The sequence below is a fragment of the Bradyrhizobium sp. 2S1 genome (assembly GCF_011516625.5).
GTDB classification, from domain to species: Bacteria; Pseudomonadota; Alphaproteobacteria; order Rhizobiales; family Xanthobacteraceae; genus Bradyrhizobium; species Bradyrhizobium septentrionale.
Genome location: NZ_CP147717.1, coordinates 9,027,012 through 9,042,834 on the forward strand (window position 1 = coordinate 9,027,012; position 15,823 = coordinate 9,042,834).

13 protein-coding genes and 1 pseudogene are annotated in these 15,823 nt (G+C 64.8%); all 14 read left to right on the top strand.

Annotated elements, in window-relative coordinates:
- Nucleotides 1-14 precede the first annotated feature (14 nt).
- The 14 genes and pseudogenes from HAP54_RS43175 to torT all read left to right on the top strand — a co-directional run bounded on the left by HAP54_RS43175 (nt 15) and on the right by torT (nt 15,821).
- Entirely contained in the window at nt 15-788 is a 774-nt protein-coding gene (locus HAP54_RS43175; RefSeq protein ID WP_166297447.1) for an ABC transporter ATP-binding protein, read from the top strand.
- Complete coding sequence (locus HAP54_RS43180; RefSeq protein ID WP_166297449.1) at nt 785-1,507, top strand: ABC transporter ATP-binding protein; 723 nt, start codon at nt 785-787, stop codon at nt 1,505-1,507. The genes HAP54_RS43175 and HAP54_RS43180 overlap by 4 nt, the downstream gene beginning before the upstream one ends.
- 3 nt (nt 1,508-1,510) lie before the next feature.
- Complete coding sequence (locus HAP54_RS43185; RefSeq protein WP_166297451.1) at nt 1,511-2,428, top strand: branched-chain amino acid ABC transporter permease; 918 nt, start codon at nt 1,511-1,513, stop codon at nt 2,426-2,428.
- Between the two features lie 3 nt (nt 2,429-2,431).
- On the top strand, nt 2,432-3,505 hold the full coding sequence (locus HAP54_RS43190) for a branched-chain amino acid ABC transporter permease (protein WP_166297453.1): 1,074 nt from the start codon (nt 2,432-2,434) through the stop codon (nt 3,503-3,505).
- Nucleotides 3,506-3,534: 29 nt separating this feature from the next.
- Nucleotides 3,535-4,722 carry an ABC transporter substrate-binding protein gene (locus HAP54_RS43195; RefSeq protein WP_210297461.1) on the top strand — a complete coding sequence of 396 codons (1,188 nt, stop codon included), beginning with the start codon at nt 3,535-3,537 and terminating at the stop codon, nt 4,720-4,722.
- A 117-nt stretch (nt 4,723-4,839) separates the two neighbouring features.
- Nucleotides 4,840-5,568, top strand: coding sequence for a LamB/YcsF family protein (locus tag HAP54_RS43200; RefSeq protein ID WP_029080253.1), 729 nt, complete (start codon nt 4,840-4,842; stop codon nt 5,566-5,568).
- Between the two features lie 44 nt (nt 5,569-5,612).
- The gene (locus tag HAP54_RS43205; RefSeq protein ID WP_166297455.1) at nt 5,613-5,855 is read left to right on the top strand and encodes an acetyl-CoA carboxylase; all 243 of its coding nucleotides are present in this window, start codon (nt 5,613-5,615) and stop codon (nt 5,853-5,855) included.
- A gap of 14 nt (nt 5,856-5,869) precedes the next feature.
- Nucleotides 5,870-7,282 (top strand): acetyl-CoA carboxylase biotin carboxylase subunit, encoded by a 1,413-nt coding sequence (locus HAP54_RS43210; RefSeq protein WP_166297457.1) that lies wholly within the window; start codon nt 5,870-5,872, stop codon nt 7,280-7,282.
- Nucleotides 7,283-7,315: 33 nt separating this feature from the next.
- Nucleotides 7,316-8,184 (top strand): annotated as a pseudogene (locus HAP54_RS43215) (5-oxoprolinase subunit B family protein).
- Nucleotides 8,174-9,151, top strand: coding sequence for a biotin-dependent carboxyltransferase family protein (locus tag HAP54_RS43220; RefSeq protein ID WP_166297459.1), 978 nt, complete (start codon nt 8,174-8,176; stop codon nt 9,149-9,151). The pseudogene HAP54_RS43215 and the gene HAP54_RS43220 overlap by 11 nt, the downstream one beginning before the upstream one ends.
- 284 nt (nt 9,152-9,435) lie before the next feature.
- Nucleotides 9,436-10,395, top strand: a complete 960-nt coding sequence (locus HAP54_RS43225) for a helix-turn-helix domain-containing protein (protein WP_166297461.1) — start codon at nt 9,436-9,438, stop codon at nt 10,393-10,395.
- A gap of 252 nt (nt 10,396-10,647) precedes the next feature.
- Nucleotides 10,648-12,672, top strand: coding sequence for a hydantoinase/oxoprolinase family protein (locus HAP54_RS43230; protein ID WP_166297463.1), 2,025 nt, complete (start codon nt 10,648-10,650; stop codon nt 12,670-12,672).
- Between the two features lie 4 nt (nt 12,673-12,676).
- Complete coding sequence (locus HAP54_RS43235) at nt 12,677-14,638, top strand: hydantoinase B/oxoprolinase family protein (protein ID WP_166297465.1); 1,962 nt, start codon at nt 12,677-12,679, stop codon at nt 14,636-14,638.
- Nucleotides 14,639-14,717: 79 nt separating this feature from the next.
- Entirely contained in the window at nt 14,718-15,821 is a 1,104-nt protein-coding gene (gene torT, locus HAP54_RS43240) for a TMAO reductase system periplasmic protein TorT (protein WP_224741537.1), read from the top strand.
- The last annotated feature ends 2 nt before the right edge of the window (nt 15,822-15,823 follow it).

The window sequence follows — 15,823 nt, forward strand, 5'->3', positions numbered from 1 at the left end:
GGGACGACAGCTCGATGACTTCCCAAGGCTTGGAGTTGGTCGCTCGCGACGTCAGCGTCCAATTCGATGGCCTGAAAGCGCTGTCGAACGTGACCTTGGCTGTCCCCCGCGGCCGCATCACCGGATTGATCGGGCCCAATGGCGCGGGAAAAACCACCCTGATCAACGTCCTGACCGGATTCCAGACGGTCGGCACGGGAACCGTCGAGCTGGAGGGCGCCGCGATCGGCGGCATTGCCGCGCACAAACTGCGGCGGATGGGCGTCGCGCGCACGTTTCAATCGGGACGATTGTTCCGCGATCTCCCTGTTCTCGACAACCTCGAAGTGACGGGCGTCGGCCTCGGCCAGAGCCGGCGCGACGCGATTGCGGAAGCCAGGCGCGTCTTGACCTGGCTCGGCATTTCGCCGCTCGCGGCCACGATTGCCGGCGCCCTGCCCTATACCGACGAACGCCGCGTCGCGATCGGCCGCGCCATCATGTGCACGCCGCGCTATCTGCTGCTCGACGAGCCCGCGGCCGGCATGTCCGAGCATGAGAGCCACGATCTGGCCGCAGTTATCAAGCGGATCGCCGCCGAGCTCGGCATCGGCGTTCTCCTGATCGAGCACAATATCGGGCTCGTGCTCGAACTGTGCGAACGCATCTTCGTGCTGGATTCCGGCGAGATCATCGAGGTCGGCGCGCCCGACCAGATCCGCCGCAGCGACGCGGTTCGGCATGCCTATATGGGCACCCAGCAGGACGAGGTCGTTCCGGCGCTCGCGGAAGAGGCCGCGGCGTCATGACCTTGCTGGCGGTCAACGACATCACCGTGAGCTATGGGCGCCTCACCGCCTTGCGCGGCGTCACGCTGACCATCGCCGAGGGCGAAATCCTGTTCGTGACCGGCCCCAACGGCGCCGGAAAGTCGACCCTGCTGAATGCGATCGCCGGCGTCGTGCCGACAGGCTCGGGCAGCATCACGCTGGACGGCGCGCGCGTGACCGGCGCAGCACCGGAAGAGATCGCGCGGCGCGGATTTTCGCTGGTGCCCGAAGGACGCAACGTGTTCGGCGGCCTGACCGTCGAAGAGAACCTGAAAGTCGGCACCGGCATGCGCGCCGACCGGACCAGGATTGCCGGCGATCTTGAGTCCGTCTACCGGGATTTCCCGATGCTGGCGGAGCGTCGCCACACGACGGCCGGCATGCTGTCGGGTGGTCAGCAACAGATGCTGGTGATCGGCCGCGCCTTGATGGCGGCTCCCCGCATCATGGCGATCGACGAGCCGTCGCTCGGCCTTGCGCCCAAGATCATCGACCAGGTCTACGAGATCCTGATGCGCCTGCGCGCACAGCGCAAGCTCACGCTGCTGATCGTCGAGCAAAGCTCGACCCGCGCCAAAATGACGGGCGGGCGGATGGTCCTGATCCGGGGCGGCCGCATCGTGCTGGAGGGCGAGGCTGCCGACATGGTCAAGGACGCACGGCTGAAACAGGCCTATTTCGGCTTCGGGGACCATTAGGCCATGACCGCTGCCCTGCAAATCGTGTTCGACGCGTTGAGCCTGGGCAGCCTTTATGCGCTCGGCGCGCTCGGCATCGCGGCGGTGTTCGGGGTTATGCGCCTGGTCAACTTCGCGCATGGCGATTTCATCGCCTTTTGTGTCTTCGCCATGTTGTTGCCGTCGGTCGATGCTGCCGCGATCGTATTTGCCGGCCGGCTGCCATTTTACCTGCTGATCCCCCTGCTGCTGCTGCTGGTCGGCGCCGGGCTGTCGGTGCTGTCGGAAGTCGTCGTCTTCCGCCGCTTCCGCAACGCCAATCCAGCGACCATGATGATCGCGTCCTTTGCGCTCGGCTTCGTGATCCGCCATCTGCTGCTGTTGCTCTATTCGAGCCGCCCGAAGTCGATCACGCTGTGGCCAAACCTCGGCCTGCCGGTGGAGTTTCTCGGCGCCCATATTCCGATGCTGCAGGTCGTCACCATCATCATCACGCTGGTGGTGCTCGCGGTGCTGGTGCTGTTCCTGAAGCGCACGCGCTATGGCCTCGAGATGCGCGCCGCCGCCGAGAATTTCACCATGGCCCGCATGCTCGGCGTGCGCGCCAACGGCGTCATCCTGCTGGCCTTTGCCATCAGCGGCATGCTGGCGGCGGCGATCGGCCTGATCCTCGCCACCAATTCCGGCACGGCCGATATCGGCATGGGCGCCAATGTCATGCTGATCGCCTTCATCGCAACCGTGATCGGCGGGCTCGGCAGCGTGCCCGGCGCGGTCGCCGCCGGCTTCCTGATCGGAGCTGCGAGCGTCGTGTTCCAGGCCACCCTGCCGCACGATGCCCGCGTATTCCGCGACGCCTTCGTCTATGGCGCGGTGATCGTGGTCCTGCTGGTTCGCCCGCAGGGCCTGTTCGCCCCGAAATCCGCCAAGCAGCGAGTCTGATCCATGTCGCGGCCGCCATCCGTCATCCGGCAAACGATCATCACCCCGATCATCCTGATCGTGGTGCTGCTGGCCATGACGGCCCTGACCTATCAGTTCGGCAGCCGCGCCTTCAACCGCACCGCCATCGAAATGTTCATCAACATCATGGTGGTGGTCGGGCTTTACGCCTTTATCGGCAATTCCGGCCTGCTGTCATTCGGGCATATCAGCTTCATGTGCCTCGGCGCCTACATGACGGCTTGGCTGGCGATCCCGCCGGTCATGAAGTCGATCACGCTCAAGGGATTGCCGGCCTGGCTGCTGCACACGCAATTGCCGATGTGGATCGCGACGCCGATCTCCGGCGCGTTCGCGGCGCTGTTTGCATTGATCGTCGGACGCATCATCATGCGGCTCTCGGGGATTGCCGCCTCGATCGCCACCTTCGGCCTGCTCGGCGTCGTCAACAACGTCTATTCGAATTGGGATTCGGTCACCGGCGGACAGGGTTCGATCGTCGGAATTCCCCCGACCATGAACGTCTGGGTCGGGTGGCTGGGCGCCGCGGTCGCCATCGCGATCGCCTATCTCTACTCGGTGTCGCGCTCCGGGCTCGCGCTGCGCGCGGCGCGCGACGAGGCCGTCGCCGCCAGCGCCTCCGGCGTTGATATCGTGCGGGAGCGGCTGGTCGCCTTCGTCGTCAGCGCCTTCATCATCGGCCTGGCCGGTGCGCTCTATGCGCACTTCCTGAGCATCGTCAATCCCGGCTCGTTCTACCTGCGCACCACCTTCATCGCGCTGTCGATGCTGGTGGTCGGCGGTATGTACAGCCTCAGCGGCGCGGTGTCCGGCGTGGTCGCGATGTCAGTGCTGATCGAGCTGTTTCGCAACCTCGAAAGGGGTTTCAGCGTCGGCGGTCTTAACGTGGCGCTGCCGAACGGCGCCCAGGAGATCGCGATCGGCATCATCACCATCGTGATCCTGATCTACCTGCCGAGCGGCCTGACCCGCAACCGGGAATTCACATGGCGCGGCTGGCCACTGCAGCGGCGCCTCGCACCGCCGGTACAGACTGCGCTGAAGGAAACCAACTGAAGTTCGTTGCATCATTGGAGGAGTGGATCATGCGTTTTACCAAGATACTGGGGATATTGGCCGGCGTGTCCACATTGTGGCTCACGCCGTCCCACGCCGCGAACGAGATCGTGGTCGGATTCGCGACCGCCGCATCAGGCTTCATGCAAGCCTATGACAAGCCGGCACAGGATGCCGCCCTGATCCGCATCGACGAGATCAACAAGGCGGGCGGCTTGCTCGGCAAGAAGATCAAGCCGGTGTTCGCCGACACCAAGACCGACCAGGCCGAAGGCGCCAAGGCCGGACTTGCGGTGCTCGACCAGGGTGCCGACCTCGTCATCGTCTCCTGCGACTACGATTTCGGCGCACCGGCCGCGCTGCAGGCGCAGGCGGCCGGCAAGGTCTCCTTCTTCCTGTGCGCCGAATCGATCAAGGCCGGCATCCCCGCCGTCGGGCCGTTCTCGTTCTCGGCCTCGGTGCTGGCTCCGGTGCAGGGCGCGACCATATCGGAATGGGCCTATACCAAGAAGAATGTCCGCAGCTTCTATCGGCTGCTCGACAGCTGGACCGTCTACAACAAGGGCATCTGCGACGGCTTCGACTGGATGCTGCCCCGTCTGAAGGACGCTACCCTCGCCGGCAGCGACACCTTCAAGAACGACGACGCCTCGATCGCGTCCCAGATCACGCGGATCAAGAGCCTGCCCAAGGAACCCGACGCCATCATGCTTTGCACCATGATGCCGGGCGCCGTCTCTGCCATCAAGCAGATCCGCGCCGCCGGCATCAAATCGATGATCCTCAACGGCTCGGGCGTCGACGGCAGCTACTGGCTGAACGCCGTGCCTGACCTGTCGAACTTCTACGTTCCGGTGCAAGGCTCGGTCTATGGCGACGATCCGAACCCGAAGGTCAACGAGTTCAACAAGAAGTACAAGGAAGTCACCGGCGGCGATCCGTCCAGCCAATACGTCTATCCAGGCTACGTCCTGATCGACGTCTGGGCCAAGGCGGTCGAACGCGCCAAGACGACCGACGCTGCGGGCGTGGTGGCCGAGCTCGAGAAGATGACCAACGAGCCCACGCTGTTCGGGCCGCGCACCTTCAACAAGGACATCCACCACCAGAACCAGGGACGTTATCTGATCGTCGACACCGAGGCAGGCAAGCCGAAGGTGATCGATCAGTGGACGATCTCGGAAAAAATCCCGGTCGATTATTTGATCTCCAAGTAACTCTGCGAGCAAGCTCGCCGCGCATCGCTTGCGGATGCCTCGTCGCATCCGCAGGCGGGCCGGCCGATCGGATCACACGCAACAGCCCGGAACAGGACAACGGGAGGAAAGTGAAATATGGTCGTCATCAATTGCGACATGGGCGAAGCCTACGGCCTCTACAGGATGGGCGATGACAAGGCCCTGATGCCTCATATCGACGTCGCGAACGTCGCCTGCGGCTTTCATGCCTCCGACTTCAACCACATGCGCAAGACCGTGCAACTGGCCAGGCAGCATGGCGTCAAGGTCGGCGCCCACCCGTCGCTGCCTGATCTGCAGGGCTTCGGGCGCAGGGAGATGAAGATCGATCGCGACGAGCTCGCGAACTGCCTGCTCTATCAGATCGGTGCGCTCAAGGCGTTCCTCGATGCCGAGGGCATGCCGCTCAATCACATCAAACCGCACGGCGCGCTGTACGGCATGGCATCCCGCAACGAGGACATCGCGGAGGCGGTCGCCGACGCCGCCGATGTCTACAAGGTGCCGCTGCTCGGCATGAAGGGCACGCTGCACCAGAAGGTTTACGAGCGCCGCGGCCACACCTTCGTCGCCGAATACTATGCCGATCTCGACTACAACGCCGACGGCAGCCTCATCATCACCCGCGAACACGATGCCAAGGATCCCGTCGATGCGGCCTCACGCTGCACGCGCGCGGTGAACGAGGGCAAGACCCGCACGGTGGCCGGAAACGACATCATTGTCGGGGCCGATTCCATCTGCATCCATTCCGACACGCCCAATGCGGTTGCCATCGCGGAGGCGGTACGCGAAGCGGTGCGTCCCTATCTGACCGCGCCCTAATACATCGCGCCACGACGATCGAAGCGAACACACGAGGACATTCCATGGCCACTCAGCAGATATTCTCGCCGCTACCGGGGATCTTCTACCGCAAGCCCGCCCCCGACAAGCCGGACTACAAGTCCGATGGCGACAGCATCACGGAAGACGACACGATCGGCCTCATCGAGGTGATGAAATCATTCAACGAGGTCAAGGCGGGCGCGGCGGGCAAGATCGTGCGCTTCCTGGCGGAGAACGAGGAAGCCGTGATGGCCGGCCAGCCCATCGCCGAGATCGACGTTTGAGCCGACCAGCATCCATGACGATCAAGAAGCTCCTCATTGCCAACCGCGGCGAGATCGCCGTGCGGATCAACCGCGCGGCACGCCAACTCGGTATTGCGACCGTGCAGGTCTACAGCAAGGCCGACAAGGACTCGCTTGCCGTCCGCCTCGCCGACGAGGCGGTCGACATCGGTCCGCCGCAGGCCTCGAAATCCTATCTCAACCAGGAGGCAATCCTCGCCGCGGCCAAGGCCAGCGGTGCCGACGCCATCCATCCCGGCTATGGCTTCCTTGCGGAGAACGCCACCTTCGCCGCGGCCGTCGAAGCCGCCGGCCTGACCTTCGTCGGCCCCACCGCACAATCGATCCGCCTGATGGGCGACAAGGTTGCCGCCCGCGAAGTGGCCGCCGCTGCCGGCGTTCCGACGGTCCCGGGCAGCCGCGGACGCCTGGAGTCCGCCGAGGCCGCCTTCGCGCTGGTCGAAACGACCGGCTTCCCGGTGATGATCAAGGCCGCGGCCGGTGGCGGCGGGCGCGGCATCCGCATTGCGCGAACCGCGGAGGAATTTCATCACCTGATGCCGCAGGCCCAGGCCGAGGCGCTGGCGGCGTTCGGCGATGGCGGCCTCTATGTCGAAAAACTGGTCGAAGGCGCCCGGCATATCGAGGTGCAGGTGCTCGGCGACGGCAACGACGTCATTCATTGCTTCGAGCGAGAATGCTCGTTGCAGCGCCGCCGCCAGAAGGTTTGGGAAGAAGCGCCCTCGCCGTCGCTGACGCCGGCGGTGCGTGGACTGCTCTGCGCGTCAGCGGTCGCGCTCGCCAAGGCGGTGAACTATCGTGGCGCCGGGACGATCGAATATCTCTATGACGACCGCAGCCATGAATTCTACTTCCTCGAGATGAACACCCGCATCCAGGTCGAACATCCGGTGACGGAGATGGTGACCGGGATCGACCTGGTGGTCGAGATGATCCGGATCGCGGGCGGTGAGCGGCTCCGCATCCGTCAGGATCAGGTGCAGGTCGAAGGCCATTCGATCGAGGTCCGCATCAACGCCGAGGATCCAGCGAAAGGCTTCATGCCGAACCCGGGTACGGTGAGCGCGCTCAGCATCCCCGGCGGAGACGGGGTGCGTTTCGACAGCATGCTCTATGCCGGCTACACGGTGCCGCCCTTCTACGACAGCCTGCTCGGAAAACTGATCGTTCACGATCGCGACCGTCCCAGCGCCATTGCGCGGCTCATCCGCGCGCTGGCCGAGCTCGAGGTCGAAGGCCTGGCGACGACCAAGCCGTTGCACCAGGCTCTGGCAGGCGATCCCGACGTGCAGGCCTCGCGTTTCCACACCGCCTGGCGCGAGCCGTGGCTCGCCGCGCATGCCGAGACCCTTGCGGCGGCAACGACGCCGCCGTCCGCTACACTCACTCCGACAACCGCACGATAACCCGCCCCGTCAGCAACAGGAGGCCGCAGTCCCATGCAAACCAGATTTTCCTTCGGCGGCGACGAGCACATCTTTGCCGAAGTCGACGAAGCGATGTCGCTGGAGGCCTTTTTCAAGAGCCTCTTCGTCACCAACGCCGTGCGCGACGCCAGGATCAGGGGCGTGACCGAGATCTGCCCGGCCAACGCCTCCTACCAGGTCAAGTTCGATCCGGATCAGATCAAGCCCGACGACCTCCTCGCCGAGCTGAAACGGCTGGATTCGTCGACCGAGAAATCCGAGCCGGTGATCAAGACGCGAATCATCGAAATCCCGGTGCTCTACAACGATCCCTGGACGCACGAGACGTTGATGCGGTTTCGCGAGCGCCACCAGAATCCCGATGGCACCGACCTCGAATATGCGGCGCGCATCAACAACCTCGACAGCGTCGATTCGTTCATCAAGGCGCATTCCAGCGCGCCCTGGTTCGTCTCGATGGTCGGCTTCGTTGCCGGCCTGCCCTTCCTCTACCAGATGGTCGAGCGCCAGCGGCAGCCCCGAAATATCTGCGTCCGCGCACCGACACGCCAAAGCTTACCGTCGGACATGGCGGCTGCTTCAGCTGCATCTACTCGGTGCGCGGCGCCGGCGGCTACCAGATGTTCGGCATCACACCCATGCCGATCTACGATCCGAACCAGAAGATCAGCTATCTCCGCGATTTCATGTGCCTGTTCAGGCCGGGCGACATCGTGAAATGGAAGCCGATCGACCGGCCGGCCTATGACGCCGCGGTTGCCGATGTCGACGCCGGCCGCTTCGCGCCGGTGATCCGCGACGTCTCGTTCTCGCTGACCGAATTCAACCGCGACATCGATGCCTATAATCGCAAGCTCGAGGGGGTGCTCCATGCCCATTAAGGTCTTGAAACCGGGTCTTGCGACCACCGTCCAGGACCTCGGTCGTTCCGGCTATTATCACATCGGCATCCCGCTCTCCGGCGGCATGGATCGTCACGCGCTTGCGGCGGCGAACCTGCTCGTCGGCAACGAAGAAGGTGCCGCCGTGCTCGAAGCCGTCTTCATGGGGCCCGAGCTCGAGTTCACCGAGGACGCGATGGTCGCGGTCACCGGAGCCGAGTTGCCGCCGAAGCTCGATGGCGCGCCGCGCGAGACCTGGACCAGCTTCAAGGTAAAACGCGGCCAGAAGCTCTCGTTCGATTTCCTCAAACAGGGTGCGCGCGCCTACATCGCGATCGCCGGCGGCATCGACGTGCCGCTGGTGCTCGGCTCGCGCTCGACCTACGCGCTCGGCGCGCTCGGCGGTTTCAAGGGACGCAAGCTCGAGGCCGGCGATGAATTGCCGGTCGGCGCATCGGCGGCGCCGGCCAAGGAAGGCCGCACCATCGCCAAGGAGCTGCGCGGGCTGCCGGCGGGGATGCCGACGGAACTGCGCGCCATGCCGGGACTTTATTGGCACCGCCTCACCGAGACCGCCGGCAGCGGCTTCTTCTCCGATACCTGGAAGGTCGCGCCGGAAGCGGACCGGATCGGCTACCGCTTCAAGGGCGGCAAGCCGCTCGAATTCGTTCCGCGCGAGCCTCCGTTCGGGGCCGGCTCCGATCCCTCCAACATCACCGACGCCTGCTATCCCTATGGCTCGATCCAGGTGCCCGGCGGCACCGAACCGATTGTGTTGCATCGCGATGCGGTTTCCGGCGGCGGCTATTTCATGGTCGGGACCGTCATTGCGGCTGATATGGACCTGATCGGCCAGTTGCAGCCCAACACGCCGGTCAAGTTCGTCAAGGTCGGGATGGATCAGGCGCTTGCCGCGCGCCATGACCGTGCCGGACTGTTGGCGCGGCTGCGCAGTTCCCTGGCGTAATTGCGCCGGGGCTGCTTCGACAACACGCAGCGTGGCGGACGCAGTCCGTTCGGCACGCTTGTCTGTGCAGCAGATGTCGTCATTCTGTGCGTCCAGCGTATGATCCGATCGCGCAATGCGCGGAACATGACAAGAACCTATCTCCCGCGTTCGGGCACGGGAGTTGCAAGGGAATAGCAAGAAGGAAAGTCGCAGGCGCTGCGACGGGCCGACGGTCAACACCGGAACGGTCCGCGCCAGCAGATAAGACAAGATCACAGTCGACGGCAGTGACGGAGCGCAAGATGCAGACCACTTACGCGACCAACGATATTCCCGCGCAGCAACGCCGGCAATACTGGCAGCAAGTCGTTTCCGACATCTACTTCTCGCTCGACCTTCGCTTCCTCGGAGGCCACGACTTCAACGGCAGTCTGGGTGCCTGGTCGCTCGGCCCGCTTTCGGTCTCCCGCAACGTGTCGGACGGCCTGCTCTACAAGCGGCACGAGCGCCATCTGCTCAATGAACGGGAAGAGTGTTTCCTGATCACGGTGCCGGAGCTTGCCGAAATCCGCTTCGCCCAGGACGGCAAGGAGGTGCTGTGCCGGCCGGGCGCATTCCTGATCGAGCGCAGCCATTTGCCATACGAGTTCAGCCATCGCGATCCGACGGCGCTCTGGGTGCTGAAGGTCCCGAGCGCGGTGCTGAAGGCGCGGATCTCGCGCCCCGAACGGCTCGCAACCCTGCAATTCGACTGCAGCCGCAGCGTCGGCGGACTGTTCGTCGATACGCTGCGCCTTGCCGGGGAACGCATCGAAGAGATGGACGAGCCGGCGCGAGCCATGATGGGCCGGCACCTCATCGATCTCTTGGCGATGGCGGTCGAGTCCGACGAGCGCGTGCTGGCCGGGCATTCGTCCACGATCCGCAATGCCCATCTGCATCGCTGCGAGCACTTTATCCGCACTCGCCTCGACGACATGCGGCTGACGCCGCAGATGGTGGCGGACGCGTGCGGCATCTCGCTCAGATATCTGCACCAGCTATTTGAAAGCGAAGGCATCACCGTCAGCACCTACGTTCGCACTCAGCGCCTGGCGATGTGCGATGCCATGCTGCGCGATCCGCAGTGCCGCAAGAGCATCTCGGAGATCGCCTATCACTGGGGATTCGGCGACCAGGCCCAGTTCAGCCGCAACTACCGCAGCCGCTTCGGCTGCACGCCGAGCGAGGCGCGGGCTGCATCGCGCACGGCGCGTCCCTGACACCTCGCCACCCTCCTCCCGTTCCAGCTTGAACGTGCGTTAGGCAGCCAGCAATTCAACGCCTCGTGCTCTCCAGCGCAAATCTTCCTGCGCTGAGCGTCAAGAGCTGAGCCGGCGGCCTGCCTACAATCCTCGCGACATCTGCGGAAATCCGCCGGTCGAACCGATCGTCTGCGCCAGCCGGATCGTCAATCCGGCGCGCGCAGCCGCGTCACGACCTCGTCCGGCCCGGGCTCGAAAGGAAGTCGTATCGTGCAGAACCTTCGCGTTGCCGTCGACGTCGGCGGCACCTTCACCGACATCTGCATCATGGACGAGGCAAGCGGCCTCATCCGCATCGAGAAGACGGCAACGACGCGCGATCCCATCGAGGGCATCATGGGCGGCGTCTCCAAGGCCGGCATCGACCTCTCCAAAGTGGCGCTGTTCTCGCACGGCACCACGGTCGCGACCAATGCGCTGATCACGCGCCGGCTGCCGCGCACCGCCGTTGTGACCACGCAGGGATTCCGCGACGTCATCGAGATCCGCCGCGCCAACAAGGAAGACCTCTGGGATACCTACAAGGACGTGGTCAAGCCCTACGTGCCGCGGCGTGACCGCCTCACTGTACCCGAACGCATCGATGCGGCCGGCAAGGTGATCGAGCCGCTCGACGTCGATGCCGCGCGCGAGGTCGCGCGCATCCTCAAGCGCCGCGGCGTTGCCGCGATCGCGGTGTGTTTCATGAACGCCTACCTCAACGGCGCGAATGAGCGCGCGATGCGCGACATTCTGCTCAAGGAGATGCCCGATATTCCTGTGTCGATCTCCTCGCAGGTGCTGCCCGAAATCTTCGAGCACGAACGGTTCTCGACCACGGTCGCCAATGCCGTCGTGAGCCCGGTGGTCGTCAGTTACACCACCAGGCTCGGCGACCGGCTCGCCGATGAAGGCTACACCCGCGATCTCCTGCTGCTGCACACCGGTGGCGGCGTCATGACGCCCGCGAGCGTCAAGGATTTCGCCGCACGTCTGGCCGGCTCCGGAATTGCCGCAGGCGCCATCGCCAGCCGTTACATTGCCGGGCTGTGCGGCTTTCCCAACTCCATCGGCCTCGACATGGGGGGCACCTCGACCGACGTGTCGCTAGCCTATGAAGGCCAGTCGCGCATCACCAAGGACTGGTACATCGAGTTCGGCTATCCGATCCGCTTTGCCTCGATCGAGGTGCTGACGATCGGGGCCGGCGGCGGATCGCTGGCCTGGACCGATCCGGCGGGCTCCTTACGCAACGGACCGCAATCGGCCGGCGCCCATCCGGGACCGGCCTGCTACGGCAACGGCAATACCCAGCCAACCAACACCGACGCCAACGTCACGATGGGCCGGCTCGGCACCAGCCTCGCCGGCGGCAAGGTGACGCTTGATCCCGAGCTCGCCCACCAGGCGGTCGAGGATGGCGTCGCAAAGCCGTTCGGCCTCGGCCTGCACGAGGCGGCGGACGCCATCCTCAAGGTCGCCAACGCCAACATGTCAGATGCGGTGCGGCTTATCTCGATCAGCCGCGGCTACGACCCGCGCGATTTCGCGCTGGTGGCGTTCGGCGGCGCCGGTGCCCTGCACGGCGTCGACGTCGCACGCGAACTCGCGATCCCCGTCGTGATCGTGCCGCCGAATCCCGGCGTCACCTCGGCGCTCGGCTGTCTGTTGGTCGACATGCAGCACGACTTCTCGCAAAGCTGCATGGTCGGCGCCGATGAAGCCGATGCCGCCGACATCGAGGCGCAGTTCGCCGTGCTGGAAAAGGAAGCGCTCGCGCGGCTGACCCACGAAGGCGTCGCCGCGCAGGACATCGTGCTGCAGCGGTCGATCGACATGATGTATCGCGGCCAGTGGCGCTCGCTCGCGGTCAGCGCGCCGCGGCCGATCGGCCCGATCAGCGATCTCGTCCAGAACTTCCACGCTGAGCACAAGCGTGAATACAATTTCCGCCGGGACGACTCGCCGGTCAGCTTCTTCCGCCTCAATTTGAAGGCCATCGGCGTCGTCCCCAAGGCCGAATTCGCCGTGCACAAGGCCACCGGGGCGATCCCGGAGCCGGTCGATCGGCGCCGGGTCTGGTTCGACGGCAACGGCCTCGACACGCCGGTCTATCAGCGCGACGACCTGCCCTGCGGTTTCAGCTTTCAAGGCCCCGCGATCATCGAACAGGTCGACGCCACCACGGTGGTGCCGCCCGGCGCCAGCGCCGAGGTCGACAAATACCTCAACATCATCATTCGCGTGAAGGAGTGATCAGATGGCCGGCGATCTAGCGCTCGACCCCGTCACATTCGAAGTGCTGAAGAATTCCTTCATCACCAGCGTCGACCAGATGGGCGAGCAGGTGTTGCGGACCTGCTACTCATTCGTGATCTACAACCGCGACTTCTCGAGCGCCCTGCACGACGCCAAAGGCGAATGCGCAGCGCAGGGCAATCAGGACATCGCCGTTCATGTCGGCACGCTGCACTTCACCTGCAAGGATGTCATGCGTCACTTCGAGGGTGACATGCACGAAGGCGACGTGTTTGCGATCAACGACCCCTATGCCGGCGGCACGCATTTCTCCGACGTGCGCCTGATCCGGCCGATCTTTGCCGACGGCAAGATCATCGCCTTCAGCCAGTCCAACGGGCATTGGTCCGACGTCGGTGGCAGCGTGCCGGGCTCGTTCGACGTCGCCGCCCGCGAGATGTTCCGCGAGGGGCTGCGCATCACACCGATCCGCCTGTTCGACAAGGGACGCTTCTGCAAGGACGTTGCGCACCTGATCGCCTCCAACACCCGCGATCCGGCGTCAATCATCGGCGACATCCAGGCGCAGGCCGAGGCCACCGCGGTCTGCGAGCGCGAGATCCTGCGCCTGGTCAACAAATATGGCCGCGACACCGTCGAGACCGGTCTCGCCGCGGTGCAAGATTATGTCGAGCGTTCGGCGCGCCAGCGGATCGCGGCGCTGCCTGACGGCGAATGGGAGACCGTCGACTTCATCGACCGCGACCCCGCCGGCGGCGAAGGCATGATCCCGATCAGGATCAAGATGACGATCAAGGGCGACCGCGCGATCTACGATTTCACCGGAAGTCATCCGACCATCGGCTCGATCTACAATTCGGCCTTCGGCGCCACCTTCTCGGCGGTCGCGGCCGGCATGAAGACCTTCTTCCCGGACCTGCCGCTCAACTCCGGTTTCTATCGCTGCTTCGACATCATCGCGCCGGAGGGCTCGATCGTCGACGCCAAATGGCCGATCGCGGTCACCGGCTTCCTGATGCCGTTCGAGAAGATCATGAATTCGATCTACGAGATGTGGTCGAAGCTGATGCCGGAGCGCGCGCTCGCCTGCGCCTTCAACCTGGAATATCTCTTGACCGGCGGCCTCGACGCCCGCAGCTCCGACAAGCCGATCTTCATGTTCTACGACTGGCAGCCCGGCGGCTGGGGCGGGCGCAACGGCAAGGACGGCAGCAACGTCACCACCGCCTGCTTCGGAACCGGGCTGATGTCGCAGCCCGTCGAGGCCCAGGAGCGCGCCAACCCGATCCTGACCACGAAGTGCGAGATCCTCACCGACTCGTCCGGGCCCGGCAAATGGCGCGGCGGCGCCGGCGTCGAGAAGGTGTCGCGGATGTTGCAGGCAGAGAAGACCGTGATCTCCTACATCTGCGACCGCGAACGCGCCGTCGTCTGGGGGATCGAGGGCGGCCTGCCATCGATGCCGCACGGCCTGACCTTGCATCGTGCCGGCAGCAAGGCCAAGGAACGGCTCGGCTCGATCTTCTCCGACGTTCCGATCGGTGAAGGCGACGTGTTCGCGCGGCCGACCGGCGGCGGCGGCGGCTTCGGCGACCCGCTCGAGCGCGATCCGCGCCTCGTGATCGAAGACATCAAGGACGATTACGTCTCGGTCGCGCGCGCCGCCAAGGACTATGGCGTGGTGGTGCAGATCCTCGACGCCGAGCTTTGCGAATACGAGGTCGACAAGGCCGCGACCGATGCGCTGCGCACCCGGATCAGGCGCGAACGCGTCGCCAATGTGCGGCTCGATCCGGAAATCGTGGCCCAGCGCTACCGCAGCGGCGCGCTCAACGTACTCGACGTGATCCGCCAGCACGCCGTGATCCTCGACTGGGGCAGCGGCGCGCTGCTTCCCGAATCCACGCGTCAGTTCCGCGAAGTCTTCGAGCGGCGCTCGGTCGCCAACTGGGCCGCGGACTGATCCGACCCGATACCGCGCCGCCCGCCGGCGGCACGGCGCGTGCATGCCTCACCTTCAATTCGAACAACGAGGACAGACCATGACCAACCATCCCGCCAATCGGTTTCGACCGATCCGCTCCACCCTCGGCATCGTCACTAGCCTTGCCGTCACGAGCCTTGCCCTTGCCGGCGCGATCGCGCCGGCGTCGGCCGAGACGCCGTGGTTTCCGATGAAGGTCTATGACGCTTCGTCCGGCACACCGAAGCCGGCGGAGTACACGCCGCTGCCGAAGGCCGAGAAGCCCTACAAGCTCTGCGTGCTGTTCCCGCACATGAAGGACAGCTTCTGGGTCGCGGTCGCCTACGGCATCGTGAAACAGGCCGAGGCCATGAACGTCAACATGACGCTGTATGAGGCCGGCGGCTACGAGAACCTCCCCAAGCAGCTGTCGCAATTCGACGACTGCATGGCGAGCGGGCCGGACGCGATCATCGTCGGGGCCATCTCCGGCGCGGGCCTCAGCAAGAAATTCGAGGAAGCCAAGGCCAAGGGCGTGCCGGTCGTGGGGGTCACCAACCCGCTGCCGCCCAACGCGCTGCCCGCAGCCAACTATGTCGACTTTGTCGCCATGGGAGAAGTCACCGGCGAAGGCCTGCTCGCGCAGACCAAGCCCGGCGACAAGCTCAACATCGTCACGTTCCCCGGTCCTGCCGGCTCGGGCTGGGCGGAATCGTTCAACGAGGGCTTCAAGAAGGCGGTCGCCAAGAACGCGAACGCCCAGATCCTGGCCAAGTTCGGCGACTCCGGCGTCGCAGTGCAACTTCAGCTCATCCAGGACGCGCTGCAGGCCTACCCCAGCATGAACGTGATCTGGGGTACCGCTCCCACCGCTGAAGCTGCCATCGGCGCAGTCGCCGAAGCCGGACGAAATGACCTGAAGATCGTGTCGTCCTATGAAAACCAGGCGATGCTCGACGCGCTCACCCGCGGCGACGTCCTCGCCTTCGCAACCCAGTATCCGGTTGGCGAAGGCGCGATCGCAATCGACCAGGCTGTGCGTCTGATCGAGAAGAAGCCGGTGATGGCGCTTGTGCAGCCGATCGCCGCCGTGATCGACAAGACCACCGTCCCGAAATTGCAGATGGATCTCGTGCTGGCGCCGGCAAGCTGGACGCCGGTCTATTCGGTCAAGGCCAAGTAAGC

Bases quoted from the DNA above. Each gene is read 5' to 3' on its own strand.
- HAP54_RS43175 (WP_166297447.1), top strand. From the start codon at position 15: ATGACTTCCCAAGGCTTGGAGTTGGTCGCTCGCGACGTCAGCGTCCAA.
- HAP54_RS43180 (WP_166297449.1), top strand. From the start codon at position 785: ATGACCTTGCTGGCGGTCAACGACATCACCGTGAGCTATGGGCGCCTC.
- HAP54_RS43185 (WP_166297451.1), top strand. From the start codon at position 1,511: ATGACCGCTGCCCTGCAAATCGTGTTCGACGCGTTGAGCCTGGGCAGC.
- HAP54_RS43190 (WP_166297453.1), top strand. From the start codon at position 2,432: ATGTCGCGGCCGCCATCCGTCATCCGGCAAACGATCATCACCCCGATC.
- HAP54_RS43195 (WP_210297461.1), top strand. From the start codon at position 3,535: ATGCGTTTTACCAAGATACTGGGGATATTGGCCGGCGTGTCCACATTG.
- HAP54_RS43200 (WP_029080253.1), top strand. From the start codon at position 4,840: ATGGTCGTCATCAATTGCGACATGGGCGAAGCCTACGGCCTCTACAGG.
- HAP54_RS43205 (WP_166297455.1), top strand. From the start codon at position 5,613: ATGGCCACTCAGCAGATATTCTCGCCGCTACCGGGGATCTTCTACCGC.
- HAP54_RS43210 (WP_166297457.1), top strand. From the start codon at position 5,870: ATGACGATCAAGAAGCTCCTCATTGCCAACCGCGGCGAGATCGCCGTG.
- HAP54_RS43220 (WP_166297459.1), top strand. From the start codon at position 8,174: ATGCCCATTAAGGTCTTGAAACCGGGTCTTGCGACCACCGTCCAGGAC.
- HAP54_RS43225 (WP_166297461.1), top strand. From the start codon at position 9,436: ATGCAGACCACTTACGCGACCAACGATATTCCCGCGCAGCAACGCCGG.
- HAP54_RS43235 (WP_166297465.1), top strand. From the start codon at position 12,677: ATGGCCGGCGATCTAGCGCTCGACCCCGTCACATTCGAAGTGCTGAAG.
- torT (WP_224741537.1), top strand. From the start codon at position 14,718: ATGACCAACCATCCCGCCAATCGGTTTCGACCGATCCGCTCCACCCTC.